Annotated in this window: 23 protein-coding genes; 2 read left to right on the top strand and 21 right to left on the bottom strand. The window is 64.2% G+C overall.

The genetic code is table 11. The features are described from left to right. Position 1: 1 nt before the first annotated feature. Positions 2-1123: a Gfo/Idh/MocA family protein gene (locus EB815_RS20635; RefSeq protein WP_245303381.1), complete on the top strand. Its 1122-nt coding sequence runs from the start codon at positions 2-4 to the stop codon at positions 1121-1123. A 13-nt stretch (positions 1124-1136) separates the two neighbouring features. Here EB815_RS20635 and EB815_RS20640 read toward each other — a convergent pair whose 3' ends face one another. The 19 genes from EB815_RS20640 to EB815_RS20725 all read right to left on the bottom strand — a co-directional run bounded on the left by EB815_RS20640 (position 1137) and on the right by EB815_RS20725 (position 15375). Next, positions 1137-1592, bottom strand: a complete 456-nt coding sequence (locus EB815_RS20640; protein WP_065005613.1) for a ribbon-helix-helix protein, CopG family — start codon at positions 1590-1592, stop codon at positions 1137-1139. A gap of 7 nt (positions 1593-1599) precedes the next feature. Beyond that, the gene (locus EB815_RS20645) at positions 1600-3591 is read right to left on the bottom strand and encodes a conjugal transfer protein TraG (protein ID WP_065005614.1); all 1992 of its coding nucleotides are present in this window, start codon (positions 3589-3591) and stop codon (positions 1600-1602) included. A 28-nt stretch (positions 3592-3619) separates the two neighbouring features. Beyond that, on the bottom strand, positions 3620-5356 hold the full coding sequence (locus EB815_RS20650) for a relaxase/mobilization nuclease domain-containing protein (protein ID WP_065005649.1): 1737 nt from the start codon (positions 5354-5356) through the stop codon (positions 3620-3622). Between the two features lie 244 nt (positions 5357-5600). After that, positions 5601-6356 (bottom strand): lytic transglycosylase domain-containing protein, encoded by a 756-nt coding sequence (locus EB815_RS20655; RefSeq protein ID WP_081295118.1) that lies wholly within the window; start codon positions 6354-6356, stop codon positions 5601-5603. A 3-nt stretch (positions 6357-6359) separates the two neighbouring features. Next, positions 6360-6695: a DUF736 domain-containing protein gene (locus EB815_RS20660; RefSeq protein ID WP_065005616.1), complete on the bottom strand. Its 336-nt coding sequence runs from the start codon at positions 6693-6695 to the stop codon at positions 6360-6362. A 34-nt stretch (positions 6696-6729) separates the two neighbouring features. Further along, positions 6730-7275 (bottom strand): S26 family signal peptidase, encoded by a 546-nt coding sequence (locus tag EB815_RS20665; RefSeq protein ID WP_065005617.1) that lies wholly within the window; start codon positions 7273-7275, stop codon positions 6730-6732. Continuing rightward, the gene (locus EB815_RS20670; RefSeq protein ID WP_065005618.1) at positions 7272-7793 is read right to left on the bottom strand and encodes a DUF2840 domain-containing protein; all 522 of its coding nucleotides are present in this window, start codon (positions 7791-7793) and stop codon (positions 7272-7274) included. Before EB815_RS20670 ends, EB815_RS20665 begins: the two co-directional genes overlap by 4 nt. Then, positions 7790-8044: a ribbon-helix-helix protein gene (locus tag EB815_RS20675; RefSeq protein ID WP_065005619.1), complete on the bottom strand. Its 255-nt coding sequence runs from the start codon at positions 8042-8044 to the stop codon at positions 7790-7792. The genes EB815_RS20670 and EB815_RS20675 overlap by 4 nt, the downstream gene beginning before the upstream one ends. Continuing rightward, a complete protein-coding gene (gene parA, locus EB815_RS20680) occupies positions 8041-8679 on the bottom strand; it encodes a ParA family partition ATPase (protein ID WP_065005620.1) in 639 nt (212 codons plus the stop codon). Before parA ends, EB815_RS20675 begins: the two co-directional genes overlap by 4 nt. Before the next feature lie 208 nt (positions 8680-8887). Continuing rightward, positions 8888-9772, bottom strand: a complete 885-nt coding sequence (locus EB815_RS20685; RefSeq protein WP_065005621.1) for a replication initiator protein A — start codon at positions 9770-9772, stop codon at positions 8888-8890. Between the two features lie 11 nt (positions 9773-9783). After that, positions 9784-10065 carry a helix-turn-helix transcriptional regulator gene (locus EB815_RS20690; protein WP_065005622.1) on the bottom strand — a complete coding sequence of 94 codons (282 nt, stop codon included), beginning with the start codon at positions 10063-10065 and terminating at the stop codon, positions 9784-9786. Between the two features lie 137 nt (positions 10066-10202). Beyond that, complete coding sequence (locus EB815_RS20695) at positions 10203-10694, bottom strand: DUF2285 domain-containing protein (RefSeq protein ID WP_065005623.1); 492 nt, start codon at positions 10692-10694, stop codon at positions 10203-10205. After that, positions 10648-10947: a transcriptional regulator domain-containing protein gene (locus EB815_RS34275; protein ID WP_432430896.1), complete on the bottom strand. Its 300-nt coding sequence runs from the start codon at positions 10945-10947 to the stop codon at positions 10648-10650. The genes EB815_RS20695 and EB815_RS34275 overlap by 47 nt, the downstream gene beginning before the upstream one ends. A 129-nt stretch (positions 10948-11076) precedes the next feature. Continuing rightward, positions 11077-11343 (bottom strand): DNA -binding domain-containing protein, encoded by a 267-nt coding sequence (locus tag EB815_RS20700; protein ID WP_065005624.1) that lies wholly within the window; start codon positions 11341-11343, stop codon positions 11077-11079. Between the two features lie 87 nt (positions 11344-11430). Continuing rightward, on the bottom strand, positions 11431-11688 hold the full coding sequence (locus EB815_RS20705) for an XRE family transcriptional regulator (RefSeq protein ID WP_065005625.1): 258 nt from the start codon (positions 11686-11688) through the stop codon (positions 11431-11433). Positions 11689-11873: 185 nt separating this feature from the next. Continuing rightward, a complete protein-coding gene (locus EB815_RS20710) occupies positions 11874-12200 on the bottom strand; it encodes a DUF736 domain-containing protein (protein WP_065005626.1) in 327 nt (108 codons plus the stop codon). Between the two features lie 554 nt (positions 12201-12754). Further along, a complete protein-coding gene (locus EB815_RS20715) occupies positions 12755-13198 on the bottom strand; it encodes a hypothetical protein (protein WP_065005627.1) in 444 nt (147 codons plus the stop codon). A gap of 54 nt (positions 13199-13252) precedes the next feature. Continuing rightward, on the bottom strand, positions 13253-14416 hold the full coding sequence (locus tag EB815_RS20720; RefSeq protein ID WP_245303382.1) for an epoxide hydrolase family protein: 1164 nt from the start codon (positions 14414-14416) through the stop codon (positions 13253-13255). Continuing rightward, complete coding sequence (locus EB815_RS20725) at positions 14413-15375, bottom strand: GNAT family N-acetyltransferase (RefSeq protein WP_155772529.1); 963 nt, start codon at positions 15373-15375, stop codon at positions 14413-14415. Before EB815_RS20725 ends, EB815_RS20720 begins: the two co-directional genes overlap by 4 nt. Before the next feature lie 197 nt (positions 15376-15572). Between EB815_RS20725 and EB815_RS20730 the strand changes: the two genes are divergently transcribed. Then, positions 15573-16430, top strand: a complete 858-nt coding sequence (locus EB815_RS20730; protein ID WP_065005629.1) for an alpha/beta fold hydrolase — start codon at positions 15573-15575, stop codon at positions 16428-16430. A gap of 20 nt (positions 16431-16450) precedes the next feature. On the opposite strand, the gene EB815_RS20735 is transcribed toward EB815_RS20730, so the two are convergent. Further along, positions 16451-17374 carry a DUF2493 domain-containing protein gene (locus EB815_RS20735; RefSeq protein WP_065005651.1) on the bottom strand — a complete coding sequence of 308 codons (924 nt, stop codon included), beginning with the start codon at positions 17372-17374 and terminating at the stop codon, positions 16451-16453. A gap of 297 nt (positions 17375-17671) precedes the next feature. Then, entirely contained in the window at positions 17672-18706 is a 1035-nt protein-coding gene (locus EB815_RS20740) for a DUF7146 domain-containing protein (protein WP_065005652.1), read from the bottom strand. Between the last annotated feature and the right edge of the window lie 39 nt (positions 18707-18745).

The raw sequence follows: 18745 nt of genomic DNA on the forward strand, positions 1-18745 counted from the left end.
AATGATGATGGTGCAGCGCTTTAGAGTTGGTATCGTCGGATTGCAGTCGGGCCGCAGCTGGGCCGCACGAGCGCATGTTCCCGCGTTGCGCGCTCTCTCCGAATCCTTCGAGATCGTCGGTGTCGCCAACACGAGCAAGGCCAGCGCCGAAGCGGCGGCGGCCGAAGTCGGTTTGGCGAAGGCCTTTTCCGATGTCGCCGAGTTGATCGCTGCGCCCGAGGTCGACATCGTGACGGTTGCCGTGAAGGTCCCACACCACTTTGAGATTGTGAAAGCGGCGATCAAAGCCGGCAAGCATGTTTACTGCGAATGGCCGCTCGGCAACGGTTTGGCCGAGGCCGAAGAAATGGCGGCACTCGTTCGGGCCAAAGGCGTTCTAGGGGTCGTCGGAACCCAGGCGCCCTTTGCGCCGGAGATCGCGCATCTCAGGCAACTAATCGCTACCGGATATGTCGGCGACGTGCTGTCGACCTCACTGGTCGCGTGCGGTGGAGCTTTGCAGGGCAGCGGAACTATCCCGGACAAAAAGACTTACGGCTACCTGCTGGACCGCGCCAATGGCGCCTCGATATTGACGATCCCGGTGGGGCACACCTTGGCGGCGCTCATGAGCGTCCTCGGCAATGTTGCGGAAGTCTCTGCGATTCTGGCAACGCGGCGCCCGACGGCAATTGCAATAGACTCCGGTGAGGTTCTGCCCGCATCCGTTCCGGATCAGGTACTGGTTAGCGGTATGCTAACCTCTGGCGTTCCGGTCTCGGTCCACTACCGCGGGGGCAAGGCGCGGGATTACAATGGCTTGCTGTGGGAGATCAACGGCACCGAAGGCGACATACGGATCTCGGGGTCCTCCGGCCATGCACAAATGGAGCAGCTTGTCCTCGCGGCCGCGCGGGGAGACGAGAAAGTGTTCCAGCCTCTGGAGACTCCTGTTTCATATCGTGCTGGTTTGCCGCACGAAGTGGAGCCAGGAAACGTCGCGCGGGTCTACGCGAGGATGGCCCAGGATCTGCGCGATGGCACTCGCACAGCGCCGAGTTTCGATGACGCAGTTGCTCTGCATCGCGTCATTGCTGCGATCGAAAAAGCAGCGGAGACCGGCGTCCGTTCGGCCCCAGCATAAGTCAAGCTCGAGGTCATCTTTGCCGGTTCGGCTGATACCCCGGGGACCCATCCGAGTTTATGTCGTCGGAAATCTCCTGTCGCAGCTTCGGGCCCTTGGCGAGCCTGCGCCCGAGCGCCGCGACGAAGGCGTCATATCGTTCGCCAGCCTGGGCGCGCGCCGCAGCCTGGGCAGGCTCGGGCAGCGGCGGGTTTGTGGTCAGCCAGAACCGCACGAAGACGGCGAGCATCTCGATCGAAATACCGACGTCGCGCTCCATGCGCGTCATACGCCGGTCGAGCTGGTCGAGACGCTTGGTCGTCGCCGCTTCCTGGCGTTCGGCGGCGTCCGGCGACAGGAAGGACGCGATCGCCGCTTCGGCAATCAGGGAGCGCGACTGATCGCGCCGCGCCGCGTAGGCTGCGAGCGCCTTCATCACCTCGGGTTCGAGATAGACGGACAGGCGCTGCTTCTTCGATGGGTTGACCATGGGCGCCTCACAGCTCCATGCCGTCGTTCGGGTCGAGTGAGACCTGACGCGCCACGCCCTGCATGATCTGATTGGCGCGGCTGATACGGGCCGTGTCGTCATCAGCTTCGTCGTCGAAACCGCCGTCGAACTCGTTCTCGATCGGCGCCTTCTTCTCGACGGGCGCGGCGCGTTCCAGCTCCGGCTGGTGACGCCGTTCCGATCCGGTCGGATCTTCGTCGCTCGCATCGAGGATGGCCGCGCCGGCTGACACCACGCTCGCCGGCCGGGCCGGAAGCGGCAGCCAGCTCCAGTCGTCCGTGCCTGCCTGGGTCGGCCGAGTCAGTGCCGGCGGCGCTATGATCCGATCCTTGAAGCGGCGATCCTCGTAGTAGCGGGCTTTCTTCGCGCGGATCGGCGGCGTGCCCGCGACCATGACGATCTCGTCGGCGGGTGGAAGCTGCATGATCTCGCCCGGGGTGAGCAGCGGCCTCGCGGTTTCCGAGCGAGACACCATCAGGTGACCGAGCCACGGGGAGAGACGGTGGCCGGCATAGTTGCGCATGGCGCGCATCTCGGTCGCGGTGCCGAGCGCATCGGAGACGCGCTTGGCGGTGCGCTCGTCGTTGGTCGCGAAGCTGACGCGGACGTGGCAGTTGTCGAGGATCGAGTTGTTTGGCCCGTAGGCCTTCTCGATCTGGTTCAGTGACTGCGCGATCAGGAACGCCTTCAGGCCATAGCCCGCCATGAAGGCGAGTGCGGATTCGAAGAAGTCGAGCCGGCCGAGCGCCGGGAACTCGTCGAGCATCAGAAGCAGCCGGTGGCGGTTGCCCTTGGCCTTCAGGTCCTCGGTCAGGCGCCGGCCGATCTGGTTGAGGATCAGACGGATGAGCGGCTTGGTCCGGGCGATGTCGGAGGGCGGCACGACAAGGTAGAGGCTGGTCGGCTGCCGGGCGCCAACGATGTCTGCGATGCGCCAGTCGCAGCGGCGTGTCACCTCGGCGACGACGGGGTCGCGATAGAGGCCGAGGAAGGACATGGCGGTCGAGAGCACGCCGGAGCGTTCGTTGTCGGATTTGTTGAGCAGTTCGCGCGCGGCCGACGCGATCACCGGATGCGGTCCGCTCTCCCCGAGATGGGCGGTCTTCATCATCGCCGCCAATGTGGACTCGATCGGACGCTTCGGATCGCTGAGCAAGGCGGCGACACCGGCAAGAGTCTTGTCCTCCTCGGCGTAGAGGACATGCAGGATCGCGCCGACCAGGAGCGCGTGGCTGGTCTTCTCCCAATGGTTTCGCTTTTCGAGGCTGCCTTCCGGGTCGACCAGGATGTCGGCGATGTTCTGCACGTCGCGGACTTCCCACTCGCCGCGGCGCACCTCGAGCAATGGATTGTAGGCGGCTGACTTCGCGTTGGTCGGATCGAACAGCAGCACGCGACCATGGCGGGCGCGAAATCCGGCGGTGAGCGTCCAGTTCTCGCCCTTGATGTCATGCACGATCGCCGAGCCCGGCCAGGTCAGCAGCGACGGCACGACCAGGCCAACGCCCTTGCCGGAGCGGGTCGGCGCGAAGCACAGGACATGCTCGGGGCCGTCGTGTCGGAGATAGGCGCGGTCATACTTGCCGAGCACCACGCCGTCCTCGCCAAGCAGGCCGGCGCCGCGAACCTCGTCATGGCGTGCCCAGCGGGCCGAGCCGAACGTTTCGGCGTTCTTCGCTTCGCGTGCCCGCCACACCGACATGCCGATGGCGACGGCGATCGAGACGAAGCCGCCCGACGCCGCGATATAAGCGCCTTCGACGAAGATCGGCGGCGCATAGGCGTCGAAGAAATACCACCATGGAAAGAAGGACCACGGATAGTAGATCGGCCAGTGGCCGAGCATGAACCATGGCGGCCCGAGCTGGGGCTGGAAGCCGAGTCTGTAGGCGGTCCATTGCGTGGCGGCCCAGGTCGTCAGCAGGACGATGGTGAAGACCGTGAGGATCTGGCCCCAGAGGATCTTGGTGGCGGACATGGCGGGATCCTTTCGCTTGGGATGGCGATCACAGGCCGAGCCCCCGCTTGCGGCCGAAGCTCCAGTCGACGCCGCCGTCATTCCTCGTGACGCCGGAGACATAACGGCCGAGCTGCTTTTCGAGGGATGGCGTCCATGGCACGAGGTTGAAGCCGAGCCCGTCGTCGATCATGGCGAAGCGGCCGCTCGCGAGCGTGAGCCGGCGTTGATAGGTCCCGGTGACGTACTCGCCACTCTCCGACTTGACCTGCGGCCGTCCGGTCTCGGCGGCGATGCGTTCGGCAACGACCTCCAGCTCGCGACGCCGCAATGTGTCGACCAGACCAGGCTGAAAGCTGACGCCACGTTTCTGGCGCTCGGCGAGGCCCTGGCTGACAAGGTGCTCGGCCCGCCGGTTCATCGCCTCGCGTACCTCGGTGCCGAAGCCGCCGCCGAGCGCCGCCGGCTCGCGGGCGATATTCTGCCGGTCGAGCCAGGTGGCGCCGGTCGCGGTGACTTGGGCGGAGATGTCGAGGTCGGAGCGCACCGCGATCGCTACGCGGCGCTGGCCGCGCGCGTCGTCGAATTTCCGAAGCTCGACAATCGAACCCGGCGCGCTGTCGCCGGCCGCGTCGAGGTCGGGCAGCTTGATATGATGGGTGCGGCCGTCAACCCCATCGACGACGGCGAAGGCAGTACCTTTCAACTCGTCGTCGAGACCGCGGGTGACCAGGCGGCCAATGACCGGATCGTTGAGGCTTTCCGACGCCAGCACATAACTCGCCGCGCCGCGTTCGATGCCACGCTCGGTCAGGCCATGATGGATGCGCTTGATGATGTCGCCGCGCTCACCGAGCTCGCGCAGGGTCGTCTCGGCCTTGTCCGAGATGGTCCACTGTCCCGGACCGATCTCGTCTGCAAGCCCAAGGCCTTCGAGCTTACGCAGCCGACCGATCTTCAGGGCATGAAACTCGTCGGGCTGCCGGTCGGCGTGCGGTGCGAGATCGATGACGCCGGTACGATAGGCATCCCGGGCGAGCTGGCGATCGAGATTGGTCCAGCGGTCGGCTTCGATCTGCCGTTCCAGGGTCTGCCGGATCTCCTGATCGGTGCGCGGCCCGAGCTCCTGGGTGATCAGGTCACGCGCCCGATCGCGCATGCCCTCTTTTATGTAGTCGCGCGAGATGACCAGGTTCTCGCCGTCATCGCGCACGCCGCGCACGATCAGATGGACATGCGGATGCTCGGTGTTCCAGTGATCGACCGCAACCCATTCGAGCCGCGTGCCGAGATCCTTCTCCATTTGGCCGACCAGCTCGCGAGTGAAGCCCTTGAGGTCGGACATTTCCAGCGCGTCGTCCGGCGAGACGATGAAGCGAAAATGGTGGCGGTCCTCCTCAGACCGCTCCGCGAAGGTCTTGGCGTCGACGTCATCGCCGCCGGGACCGACCAGGCGGGCCTTCTCTCCGTCGCGCGTGACGCCGGCGCGCCGCAGGTAATCGAGATGTGTCGAAAGCGGCGCGGTTCGGCCGCCGTGCCGAACGACGCGCGCCTTGATCACCGCGCCGCGCGAGCGCGCGGTGATCAGGCGGTTTGCCTGGATCGTGGCGCGCTGGCCGCGGCCGAACCGTGACCGCGCGCCTGGTCCGATCTTCCCTTGTCGGGAGATGCTGCCGCCGGCGCGCTGGGCTGCCGCCAGCGCCTGGGCGATGAAAGGCCGCGCCCGCTGGGCGCTGGTCGAACGGATGCGGCCTGGCCGGATGCGGAAGTCATGCTCGTCGGTCATGCCCGACGCTCCGTACATCGCGTCAAGGCAATGATTATCCTCAGGAATGTGCTGATGCGCAGGCTGCGCCGATCGGGCGCACCTCGCGAAATCGCGCCATAACCCCTTGAAAAAGCACAACCGAACCGAAGCGCACATCGCGTCCCTTTATCCTGCCATCGTGTGGTTGTGCTTGTGGTCCTCCCTCCCAACGCCCTCCAATCTGCGCTGGGGTTCGCCATGCTGCGATGGACGGGTGAGACGGTCATCGCGGGCCTGCAGGCTCGCGGCGGGAGACGAACAGGCCGCCGGTCGAGTTCGCGTCCGCCGCAGTGTCGCCGTTACGCGACTGCGCATCCGCGTGCGCCGAATTTGCGCTCGGACCGCGATCTGAGGCGCCGATGAAGAGCGGGGCGCGAGTCCAAGCGAGCGGATCGGCTGCAGCCACAGTAACGACGGCCGGAGGCGCCTCACCGCCGACAAGGGGCGCGAGTTGGGCGACATAAGCGCGGGTCTCGACCGGTAACGGGCGGCCATTCGCAAGGTATTCGTCATACCGACCGGGGCCCGCATTGTAGGCCGCGAGAAAGCCCGGCGCGCCGTAGCGATCATATAGTTCGCGCACATAGGCCGTACCCGCGATGATGTTGTCGCGGGGATCGAACGGGTCGCTGCCGAGCCGATACCGGGGGCGCAGATAGGCCCAGGTATCGGGCATGATCTGCATCAGCCCCATCGCGCCCTTGGGCGAGACGGCGCGCAGATTGTTTGCGCTCTCAACGCGCATCAGCGCTCGAATCCAGGCGACCGGAACGCCGAACCGCTGCGACGCCTCGGCCACGAAGGCTGCGAACGGCGCGCTTGCCTCCACCACCGCCGGCGACACGGTCTGGGCCTGAACCGGCGACATTGGCGAAGCGGCGAGCGGCAGGCCGGAAAGGAGAAGGAGGAGCAGCCGGTGGGCGGCACGGCGCTTCCTCGTGCCGCCGTGCTGATACTGCGAGCGATGCGGGGCGGGCACCGATCAGTGTTCCTTGCGCGGCTTGGCGGGCCGTGACCAGTGCAGTCCCCACGCGGAATCGTCGTCGCCGGAACGGAAGAGATTGGCGCGCAGCGGACGCGGGAATAGCGGGCTGTCGAGTTGCACGGTGACGTAGTCGCCGGCGCGTTCACCAACATGCTTCCACCCAGCGCCGATTTCGATGCCGTCGTGGCCAGCGAGCAGGATGCGGTAGTTCGGCGCGTTCTCCGCGTCGGACGGCTCGGCCGAAACGAATGCGAGTTCGACGTCGATACCGAGTGCGGTGAGCCGCCCGGAATAACCGGTCTTGGTGCGGGTGAATCGGCCGATCTGGATCATGGTCGTCTCCTTCGGTTGGGGTGGGAGCGGCAGTTCAACTGGTCGGAGCGCGCCACATGTAGCGTCCGTCGCCGTGCTCATCGGTCCACAGCGGCGTCGCCCGACCGATCACGTCACTGGTCGGCAGCGGCCCAAAATAGCGGCCGTCGAGACTGTCGCGGACCGACCAGTTCATTAGGAAAAGCTCGCCCTCGGCGATGCGGCGGCAGCCCTGCCAGACTGGCAGCGAGCGGCCGAGATGGTCGCGATCGAGCGCATCGCCCATCGGTGCGCCATCGACCGTTATGGCGTGATTGCGGCGGCAGACCCGTTGGCCTGGAACGCCCGCGACCCGCTTCATCAAGGGCACGCCGCGGCCGATATAGCCGCGCTCAACCATGAAGGTGGCGATCGGTTCGGGCGCGCGGACAGCGACAAGATCGCTGACCTCAAAGCGGTAGGCTGGCGCGATGTTGTAGAGCCCGATCGGTGTGCTCGCTGACGCGTTCCAGATCAGCTTTTTAGGGAAATCGACAAAGGCGGCGGTCGCCATGCCCATGGTGAGGAGGTAGGTGACCATGACGTAGCCGAAGCGGCTCATGATCCGGCCCTCCGACGCAGGAGGAAGGCCTTATGATGCTGGGCCGTGTAGAGGCGCGGCTGTTCGCCAGCGGCCATCCGATTATGGACGTGCCGCCAATGATCGGGGGAGACGTCGCTCGGATCAATGCCGATCGCCTCGATCGCCTCGATCATCTGTAGCACGCGCTCGACCTTCGGCCAGCCCTCGATCTTGAGCAGGAGGTCGCCGCCGGGTCGTACGAAGGGCACGGTCTGCAGCGGCTCGCCGGCGCGGACGGTGCGCAGCACGTCGAGATGCGAAGCGATGGTGCCGTAGTCGTTGGCGGCCCAGCGCACGAAGCCGAAGACGCTGTCCGGCGCAAAGCGCAGCACGCGCCGACGGCGGTCGAGAATCTGTTCGCCCACCTCGCGGCCGAACCTGATCCAGTTCTCGATGCGCTTCTCGATCCAGGTGAGTTCGACCTCCGTCAGGTCCTGGGGCGGCGGCGCGGCCGAGCTCGGCTCGCAGCGCGCATGGATGGCAGCGGCGCGGGTCATGTCGCGTCTCCAGTGTTTTGGGGAAACTCGCGCGCGAGCAGCTCGCGCAGCATCTCGGCCACTGTGACGCCGCGCTGGAAGGCGGCGATCTTGATCCGGGCCCGCTGGTCAGGCGTGACGTCGATCGTCAGCCGTGCCGTGTAGATTGCGGCGTCGAGCGCACGCGACGCAGGTGCGTCGGCGGATCGGATCCAGGTCTCCGCATCACCTGGCCGAGTGGCGAAGCCGCGCTTTGGAGGCGTCGCGGTCATGGCGTGATCCTCCCGATCTCGGTGACCAATGCAGCGATCTCGCGGGCGGCGGCGCTGTTGCTATCGAGTTCGCCGACAAGCCGGCCAGTCTGCGCGGTATCGGCAAAAGCGACGCGCTGGCCGATCCTCGCAGTGAGCAGCGGCGGGTCATGGTCGGCGAGTGTCTCGGCGGTCTCACGGGCGATGACGGTGCGCGCGGCGCAGCGATTGAGCACGAAGCGCGCCACGAGCTGCGGCCGGTAGATGCGCGCTTCGCCGAGCAGCGACAGCATCTCGGCCGAGGCCCAACCATCGAAGGGCGACGGCTGCACAGGGATCAGCACCATGTCGGCGGCGAGCAGCGCCGAGCGCATCAGCCCGGCGACGCGTGGCGGCCCGTCGATGATGACGTGGTCGACGTCGCGGGCGATCTCCGGAGCTTCACGATGCAGCGTGTCGCGTGCCAGGCCGACGACACCGAAAAGCCGAGGCAGGCTTTCGCGCGCCCGCTGCTGCGACCAGTCGAGCGCCGAGCCCTGCGGGTCGGCATCGATGACGGTGACGCGCTGACCTCGCTTCGCCCATTCGCCGGCGAGATGGAGGGCGATCGTCGTCTTGCCGACGCCGCCCTTCTGGTTGAGCAGCGCGACGATCATGACGGTCTCCCGGCGATCGGGGACTCGTCCACACGCCGCGAAAATGCGGTCTGCGTTAGAAAGATTCCGAAGGAATCTAGGTTAGAGAAGTTACGGGGCTCGTAAGTTGCTGATTCAGAGAGCGGATTCGACGATTCCGGTCCCCGATAGCACGAGGATCCGGTCCTCGATGGCACGATAGGTCCGGTCCCTGATAGCACGAGACGATTCACAGCTTATCCCCAGCGCGTTTGATCGAGCGGCGGCGCTGGCGGGGGATGCCAAGCGCGTTGGGATCGATGGGTTTGAAGGAGAGGATTTCGGGACCGCCGAGGCACTGCTCGATGGTCAGGCGGTAGCCGGGCAGCGGCTGGCGACGGACGATGTCGCGCAAGTCATAAGCGAAATGCTTGAGTGGCGAGAGGCTGCCCGACTTAGCGTGAAGGTGCGGAAAATCGAAGCTCCAGCCGAACTCTTGGCGGCCGCCGTGCTTGCGCACCAGGCGATAGAGCCACCGCTCAAGTCCGCCCGTAAGGCCGAAATAGTCGCGGTCGATGGTCAGCACGAGCGCATCGTCGAGAACGGCGGCGTAGAACCAGTCCGGCACGATCAACTCTAGGCCGAGCGGCCGGCCTCTCGCGTCGGCGCTTTCCTTCCATTCGTTGATCCAGGAGAAGCGGTGCATCCGCCGCTCGGTCGGCTGGCGGATCGACGTCGCGACCGTCGTCGACTGGAGACGGTCGAGCGCGGCCTTCAATCGCTCGTAGTCGCGCAATGAGACGCCGCGGCCGATGAACTGCAGAATCTCGTAGGGCGTGGTGGCCATCAGGCGCGACGGGCGCAGACCATGATCGCGCGCCTCGACGATCTGGGAGGCGGCCCAGATCAGCACGTCGGCGTCCCATATAGTGGCCATGCCGTGCTCGGGAACGGCTTCTACGCGGATGACGATCGAGCCGGCCTTGAAGTCGATTGGCGCCAGCCGTTTCGACTTTCCGAGCGCGAAGAACGGGTACGCCATCAGGTCTTGTGCGTCGCGCGGCGCGAGATCGCCGGGGAGAGCTCGAAATAGGTCGAGCTGGTCGCGTTCACTTCGGTGATGGCCCGTAGACATCCGCTGACCGCTCAGCGCTGCGGCGTGTGGTGGCGTGCCACACCGGTCGTCTCGTGACGCTTCGCGGGCAGAATGGTGTTGCTATCGGCGGTTGAGTTCTTGGTGCCGCGATTGGCCCAGGACTGCAGGTCCGCGATCGCGTACACGACCCGGCCGCCGAGTTTTTTAAATGCTGGCCCCGTGCCGTAGGTGCGATGCTTTTCCAACGTACGGCCCGAGAGACCAAGAAAGCGCGCCGCCTCTGGCGTGCGCAAGAAGCGAGGAGGGACTGGAACGGTCGCACTTTCGGCCATGATCTAAGCTCCGCGTGGTGCTGGGGGAGCCGCCGGATGCAGGCGGCGGGTCCAGCGCACGTTGGGTCGCCCGGGCACGATCTGCGATGTCGAAGATTTGCGGTGATAATCGACACCCGTGATGGGCGCCGCTGCGGCTAGGCTTTGCGTGGCCGCTTGAGGAGATCGCGATAGCCGCCCTGTACGAGTTTCATGCCGTCGCGGGCGAGACGGATGGTCGTTTCGCGGAGTGCGTCGCCGGCCCAGGACGACGCCTCAATGCGGTGTTTTGGATAAAGCGCGGTCGCGATGGCGCGATAGCTCTCCCCTTCGAGCCGGGCATCAACGGCGCGCAGCATCTGGCGCAGGCGTTGCCGCCGCTGCGGCGTCACGCGCGGATCTGGCGGTGCCGGCGGCGCGTGCAAGCCGCGCCAGAAGCGCGCAAGCGCCTCCAGGCGGTCCGGCGTTGCGTCGTCCAACAGGATCGTAGCGGCGATCGGCGCTTCGGCGCCATTCAGACCAATACGCCGTGCGCGCACCAAGTCGCCGCCGACACGAAGGCGCGCGTCGGCGACATCGTGAGAAGTTGGGCCGAGGCCTCCCTCAGAGGCGGATGCGATCCATGTCGGGCTGGACTGCAGGATCAGCATCCAGGGGTCGGCTTTGGGCGTCCACGTGGCGTTCGCGTCGGGGGCGGGGACCTCGGGATCGGCAGCGAAAGGACAACCCCCATTTAGCCGAGAAAAGCGAAGCCGACCGAGCTTCTCCCCTACGCTCCAGATTCACGTAGTCTTGCTTGTACTCGGCGTTGCGCCTCAAGAATTCCCAAGCCAAATCCTCAGGATCAAGTTCATTCACATAGTCATAGGCGGTTGAGTTCCGCCATGTGCCTTGCTCCGGCATCGTACGGCCTCCCGTGCCCCGCGGAACGCGAGAACTGAAAGCCGAAACGATTCCCGGTTGAGCGGTGCGCTGGGAAGCGCGAAGGCACAGGTAGGTGATGCAGGTTGCGCATCACCGCTTCCTCATAAATCAATGAAAACTGGACCGGATGAGGTCGCGGAAACCGTTGTTGGTCATCCAGTGCGCTCTTGCCAAATGATTCAGATAGACGGCTTCTGCGCGCGCCGGATCGGTCGTCGGGTCGATACCAAAAAGGATCTTCGTGACTTCCTCCCAAGGCGCACCCTCGCTTTCCGCGTCGAGCAGACGCAGATAGATCGTGAGGTGAGCGCGATCGTAATCGGTCAAGCGCGCGCCGGCTGGCGGAGCATCCAGAAAGTCGGATTGCGCGCTCATGGTTAAGAGTCTCCACACCAATTCTTATCCAAATTGGATCGAATTTGCACGATGGTGGAGCCTGCACCGTACTTTGCCGCAGCGCGCTTAGCGGCGGTGGCTAACGCGTTGGCGGTCCTGCCGGACAATCATCACTCCTTCGCCCTGATCGGAGCTGAGGAAGACGATGCCGTTCTCCTCAAGGGCTCGGCGGACCTGATCACGCGTCGACTCGTGCACGGGGAGCCGGTTCTCGGACTCCACGCGCTTTAGAGCGGTCAGCGATACAAGGGCCTTGTCAGCGAGCGTCTCCTGATTCCAACCAAGCAACGCGCGGGCGGCCCGTGACTGTCGGGCGGTGATCATGCATGACCACCTCCTACAGCTCTGACTCCGCACGCCACGAAAACGACTATAATAGTCGCCCTCGTGCTGGTTGGCGAGCCAAAAGCGCGTCTTTCGGTCGAACCGAGCGTGGAGGGGAGGGTAGCTGATTCGGTCGCCCTGGGCGCCGAAAGCCCCGGCCGTTCGGCCGGGGCCTCGCGTGCGCTTCAGTCGCCGCGCCGCCCGTTCGGGCGGGACCAGATCAGCGAGAAGGTGTCTTCACCCTCGTCGTCGAAAAGGTTGGCGTAGATCGGGGCGTTGAAGCTCGGATCGTCGAGCTTGAGGCCGAGATAGTCGCGGCCCTCGTTGGAGCGTTTCGTCCAGGCAGCACCGATCTCGGCGCGGCCAACGAGGATCCGATGGCTGGGGGCGTTATCGCCGGTGGCGCGCTGGTCGGGGACGATGCGCACATTCTTGGCCTGGACACTGAGGGTGACGATCTCGCCGGTGAACTCGTTCGAGCCGGTTTTCTTGAAAGTGCCGATGGTCGCCATTGTAAATCTCCGTTTTCCGTTCCCGAGCCCGCACCATTGCGGCCTCGATGGCGATCGGCAGGCCGGAGGCGATCGACGGCGCACCCCGAAGGGGCCTGACAGCTAAGGAGGACTTTCTTGTTGCGCGAGGAATGGCGGCGCAGCCGGCAGGGGAAGAAAGTGTGACGCGGCTGTTGCGTCATAGGCGATCGAGGCGCAGCAGGCGTTCGGCCAGATCAGGCCATTGAAGAGGCCGTTTGGAGCGGTCGAGGTACGGTCAGATAACGGAGCAGACGGCGGCGGCCTGCATCGGCAACGCGGCGTCACCGCACGCCACCGGCTTCGTCTCTCCCGACAGGCCGAGCTGCTGCATCCTGGCTCCCACGGCCACCACGGAAACCGCTGCGCCCGATGCCCGGTGCCCGCCAAGACACGGCTCAGCGCCCGCACCGCTCCAGCGAGGACCGCCTTTCGGGGCCAGCTCGATCCGCGTCGCACACGCCGATCGCTCCGACACGAGACGGCGAAAGCGACGACGGTCGCCGCTCCTTATCCTCCCAATCGCAATGTAACGGTCAAGCTCGCGTAATGTCCCGGTCGAACGGAGACGGAACCGCCTGTATCCAAGCTACCCGCGCGAAGGCGGTGAGGCTGATAGCGACCGCGCCGATGAGGGAGAACGTGATCTGCCACGCGTCCGACGGCATGAGGTGCTTCACAATGCCATGGGTGGCATGGAAACCGGCGATCGCCGCCGGCGCGACGAAGGCGGCGGCCACGATCAGCTTCAGCCACATTGGCCGAACGAAGGCGATGAGCAGATGGCCGGCCGCGAGCGTGATCGCCGCCGCGACGGCGCCGACCAGAACGGCTCCTGGGATTCCAGCGCCAGTGCCGTGCGCCCAGGCGCCTGCGGCCAAGCCGACGAATGTCGGCAGCGCGAAGACGGCCAGCGTGAACAGCAGCCAGCAAAGCAGACCTATCGCCGCGAGGGATACAATAATTGCGAGGACGATCATGGCGGTGACCTCAAATTCTTTGGCCCAACTGCCGACAAATCAAGAGTGGGCCATTCATTTTGCACGCAGTGGGCGAAAGAACGTGCGAATATCAGCAGCGAGAAGCTCTGGAACCTCCCAGGCTGCGAAGTGTCCGCCACGGGGAAGTTTCGTCCAATGGACGACGTTGAAGGCGCGCTCTGCCCAGCTGCGCGGTGGCATTGGCAATTCCCGTGGCAGATTCACTATGCCGCACGGAGGTAGGATCCGTTGGCCAGCGGCGAGATGAAGTGGATGCTCTCGGGACTCGCTGTATAGCCGCATTGCGGAATGCGCTGTGCCCGTTAGCCAATGGACCATAATATTGGTAATCATCTCGTCCTTAGAAATGATCTCATCTGGTTCGGACTGACAATCACTCCAACTTCGGAATTTCTCCACATACAAGGAGGCAAGTCCGATGGGAGAGTCGGTAATGCCGTAGGATTGCGTCAACGGCTTGGTGGCCTGTATTGCGATGTATCCGCCCTCAGATTCTGCCCACCGGGAAACTCGCGTTAGATGGTCCTCTTCTTCCGCAGAGAGAGGGGGATCGTCCGCACTGAGCGCGGGACGGAAGCGCGTCGACACATAGTTAAGGTGAAGGCCGAGAACTCTATCAGGATGGCGAAGGGCGGTGGCCGCGCTGATCCACGACCCCCAGTCTCCCCCTTGGACGCCAAACCGCTCATATCCGAGGCGAGTCATCAGCTCCAACCAGATGTCCGCGACTGCGAATACGCTTGTGCCCCGCTCCAGTGGGCGACTTGAAAAACCATATCCGGGGATGGAGGGCGCTATGATCGTAAAGGCGTCGGCGGCGTCGCCTCCATGCGCGGCTGGATCGGTCAGCATCGGTATGATTTTGACGAGTTCGACAAAACTGCCCGGCCAGCCGTGAGTGACGACCAGCGGGATCGGGTTCGGTCCTTGGCCGATCTGGTGGACGAAGTGAATCCTATGCTTGCCAATGTCGACTTGGAACTGAGGCAGGTCGTTCAGTTGGCGTTCCTGCGCCGCCCAATCATACTGGTTTAGCCAATAGTTCGTGAACGACTTCATATAGCTCACCGGCGGCCCGTAACGCCATGGCTCAGCAGCCACTTCATCTGGCCAAATCGTCTTCTCAAGACGTTGCCTGAGGTCCGCGAGCGCGGCGGGGTTCGCGTTGAACTTGAAGCGTTCGGGCATTCGGCTCATTGATCCATCCCCATCAAATCAGCTTGAGATGCACTCAACATTGAGTGCTCGTCAGAAGCATTGTCTGGGTGGCCGGAACATCTAGTTGCATTTTGTTGCCGCCGAGGACTTGGCAAGGGCGGAAGATGCGCGTGCAGGCAGGCGCCAATCGTCTCGAAACCGATCGCTTCATACATTCTGGCTTCGTCATCTCCTGCAGCGGTCAGAAAGAGGAGGCTGACGTCCTGAGCTTGTGACGTGCGCGCGAGGAAGTTCGCTACCTGGCGACCAACACCCCTGCGACGATGTTCTTGTGACACACCGAGGCCCGCCAGCTCCGCTACGCCGGCGAAAGGCCTGGTCACTAATCCGGACCCGACGGCCTTGCCACTCTTCGCTCGCGCAAGAGCGACTAGGCCGCCTTCGTCAACCAAACGTAGGAGGCGATCGACATCCGCCTGGACGATTGCTCCATCGCCAAACGCCGCATGCTGTATTTGTGCCGCTTCGCTCAGAGCAGAGCGCGAAGTAGCAAAGCAGGTGCTTATTTCGCTCGAAGTGAAATCGAAAGCACCTCCGCGATATGCCATGAGAGGCAGAACTCCCTCCTCGACGAAGCCGCCCCTTCTCAGAAGGACGCCCAATTGCGGTGCCAGCTCCGGAATAAATTCAAAGCGAGGAGTTCGATCGCGACGTCGGAACTCAGCTATCAATTTTGAAAGGTCTTCGGCCGTCGCGTCCGTGCCCGCGCTGGGGATCGCGTAGTTTCTAAACCGGCCGGGATCGGCCTCGTCGAAGATTAAGTTGAATGGCGGTAGCCTGCAGCCGCCCGGGCGAGATGCGACCATCTCTTCGAAGTACTGGGAGATACGGCGAACCTCAGCCTGCGACATGGCGTTCTCTGTGGCAGCGCATTGCGTGGTTTCCATCTGCTTGAACATTAGATATAGTTCTATATATTCAATTTCGGCGGCGATCAATGATGAGGTCCGATCCCTCGCGTGAGAGGGAGCCGTTTGATGCTGATCAGCTGATCGGCTTGTTCCGCCGGCTTCGCCGCGCTCGCCGCAATAGCGGCGCTCGATCTTGCCGGGGCCAACCTGCTTCTTTGCGAGGCGGCTAGAGGTTTGGCGTTCCGATAGCCTTGCGTGTGTCTGCTAGAGACGGAGGAAGATAGGTGTTTGAGGGCTTCTCTTTGGAGACGATCGCCTTACCCGAAGCCACCTTGCGTGTGCGGGTTGGCGGAAAGGGCAAACCTCTTCTTCTGCTACATGGTCATCCGAGGACGCATGCCACATGGCATCGAGTGGCGCCGTTGTTGGGCGAGAAATTCACGGTCGTTTGCCCCGATCTCCGCGGTTTTGGACAATCATCCAAGCCTGCAGACACACCTGATCATTCCGGCTCGTCAAAGAGGGCTAAAGCGCGCGACTGCTTAGCGCTCATGCAACAGCTGGGGTTCGCGAGGTTCGGTCTCGCGGGTCATGACCGCGGAGCTTACACCGCTTTTCGTACGGCAATGGACCATCCCGAAGCGGTCGATAAACTCGCGATTTTGGACGCGATTCCTATCGCGGATGCCTTGGCGCGGTGTGATGCACGTTTTGCCGCAGCGTGGTGGCATTGGTTCTTCTTCGGGCAGCCCGAAAAGCCCGAGCGCGCTATTCTTGCTGACCCCGACGCTTGGTACGGCGGTAGCGCCGACGCCATGGGACAAGAGGCTTACGAGGATTTTCTAAACGCAATCCACGATCCGAAGACAGTCCACGGCATGGTGGAGGATTACCGCGCTGGCCTTGGGATTGATCGTGAGCATGACGAGGCAGATCGGAAGGCGGGTCGCACCCTGGCCTGTCCTTTGCGGGTTCTATGGTCCGCGCGAGACGATCTAGAGGATCTCCACGGCGATATTCTAGCGATTTGGAGGAAATGGGCGCCACAGGTAACAGGCCGGAGCCTCGATTGCGCGCATCATATGGCGGAGGAGTTACCACAGGAACTCGCCCGCGAGTTGAGTGAGTTCTTCAGTCAATGAGTGTCTGTTGGCAGGCGGCGCTACGCGCCGCCGAACTTCCAAACCGGGATGCCGAGCTTTTTGGCCTTGTCAGCGAGGTTCTCGTGAATGCCGGTGCCCGGGAAGTGCATCACGCCCTTGGGCACGATCTCTAGGATCTCGTCGTTGCGCTTGAACGGCGCCGCACGGCCGTGCTTGGTCCAGTCGGGTGCGAAGCCGATCTGCGGCACGTTGCGGTTCTTCGCCCAGAGCGAGGCGATCATCTCCGCACCCTTCGGGGACTTGCCGTGGATTAGTACCATGTTGGGATGTTTTTCGTAGACTTGGTCGAGCTTGGCCCAGATTAGCCGATGGTCGTCATAGTCGATTCCGCCGGTGACGACGATCTTCGGGCCCGGCGGCAGGAGCACCTCCTGGTCGGCGCGCTTCTTCGCCATCAGGAAATCGCGGCTGTCGATCATCGCCGAAGTCAGATTGCGATGGTTGACCTTCGATCCGCTGCGGGGGAGCCAAGCCTTGCCGACATGGCGTTCGTAGTGCTCGGCGGCTTGGTCGCGCATCAGCTCGAAAGCGTTCTGCCGCTCGATCAGCGTCATGCCCTCGGCGATCAGGCGCTCCAGTTCGACCGACTTCACCTCGCTGCCGTCCTGGTCGCGCTGCACCCGTTTCTGGGCCTGCTCATTGTCGTCCAGTTCCCGCCCGATCCGGTCGGTGGCGCGGTGGAAGACATTGACGGCCGACCAGAGGAGGTCGTCGAGGTCGGGTTCGAGGCGCGTGTCCTCCAGAGTGCCGATCAGCGCGTCGAAGATATCGGCGACGGCACCGGCGACCTGGTTGCCGTCAGGCAGAAGCCGCTGGTCGGGTTCGTCAGAGAAGGGGCGGTAGCCGTGGAGCTGAAGCTCGTTGAGGACATGATCGGTTGGTGAGGATTCGTGGTGCGGTTCGTAGTCGTAGTGATCGCGCATGGGATGCTCCGTTGGTTGGACCGCGACCGTCGCGGCCTTCATGGCGACGAAGCCCGCGGGCCGGACGGCCGGGCACCCGGAGCGCAAGCGCAGGGCTTGATGGCTAAGGCCGGCTATTTTGCCTCGCGATGGAAAGCGGCCTTCAGGCCGCGCCGGAAAATAGTCGGCCGCCGCCATTGCCCTGCTGGCCGGCTTGTGGGCCGATCGCCCTCTCGAAGGCCGGGCCGCGGTCCGCCTCCGACGGATTGACGCATCCGCCGAGCACGGCGGCGAACTGCAGGATCGTTCTCCTGCCGGCTATGCCGCCAGCGCCATGAAGCGGGCGACGTCCTGCGGTGCGACCTGCAAGCGGGCTTCCATGCGCAGTGCGTCAAGGCCGAGGGTGCGCAGATCCTCGTTGAAGTCGTCCAGTTCTGGTGAGATGACGATTGCTTCGATCCCGGCCGCGTTCGCCCGTTCGATCAGGGTGTCGCGCGCACCGTCACCGGCAGGATCGTTGTCGCGGACGATGTAGAGCCGCCGCAGCATGTCGGGGAACAGGATCGCGGCAAGATGCGCCGCCGAGAGCGCTGCCAGCATCGGCATGTCGGGAAGGACCTGCCGGAGCGACAGGACGGTCTCGATGCCTTCGCCGGCCGCCATCACCTCGCCGCCGATGCCGAAGCGTACAGCGTTGCCAAGAAGATCGCCCATCGCCCGCCTCGGCGTGTCGATCGGCGCTTTGTCGCGGCGATGAGGATCGAGCCAGGTGCGATGCGCCCCGGTGGTCTTGCCGTCGAGGTCGGTGACGGCGGCGATCATCGCCGGCCAGGTCTCGGTCGACGAGTGGTCGTCGGGTCGATAGTAGCAGTGCGGGTGGAAATGCAGGCTTCCGGTTCCGCGTAAATCCGTAATGCCGCGTTCGCGTAAATACGCCTGTACGAGTGTGCCGTAGATTGGCTTGGACATCCGAACTAGCCTGCGCGCCGCTTCGGGCGAGCCATGCGGCGCCGGACTCTGCCGGTGGTGCAGACCAGGTTCGGGCTCGGGTGCCGGCATTGAGAGGAAGGTTCGCGCCTCGTCGGCGACGTCCTTGAAGTCGATGAGGCTACAGCTTTCGCGGATAACGTCGAGGAGATCGCCGTGCTGGCCCGTCGCCGCGTCGGTCCATTTGCCGGCAGGACCTTTGGGCGTGTCCTTGAGCCGGACGTACATCGAGCGGCCCGGTGTGTTGCGCACATCGCCGACCAGCCAATAGCCGCCCTCGCGGCGGCCGCTGGAGAGGTATTGTCTGCACACCGCCTCGGCTTGATTGGCGAGACGACGGGCCAACTCGTGCAGAGCTTCCGCCATGAGGACCTCCTTCAATGAAAAGGCCCGCCGTCGCCGGCG

The sequence above is a fragment of the Mesorhizobium loti genome, from assembly GCF_013170705.1.
GTDB lineage: Bacteria > Pseudomonadota > Alphaproteobacteria > Rhizobiales > Rhizobiaceae > Mesorhizobium > Mesorhizobium loti_D.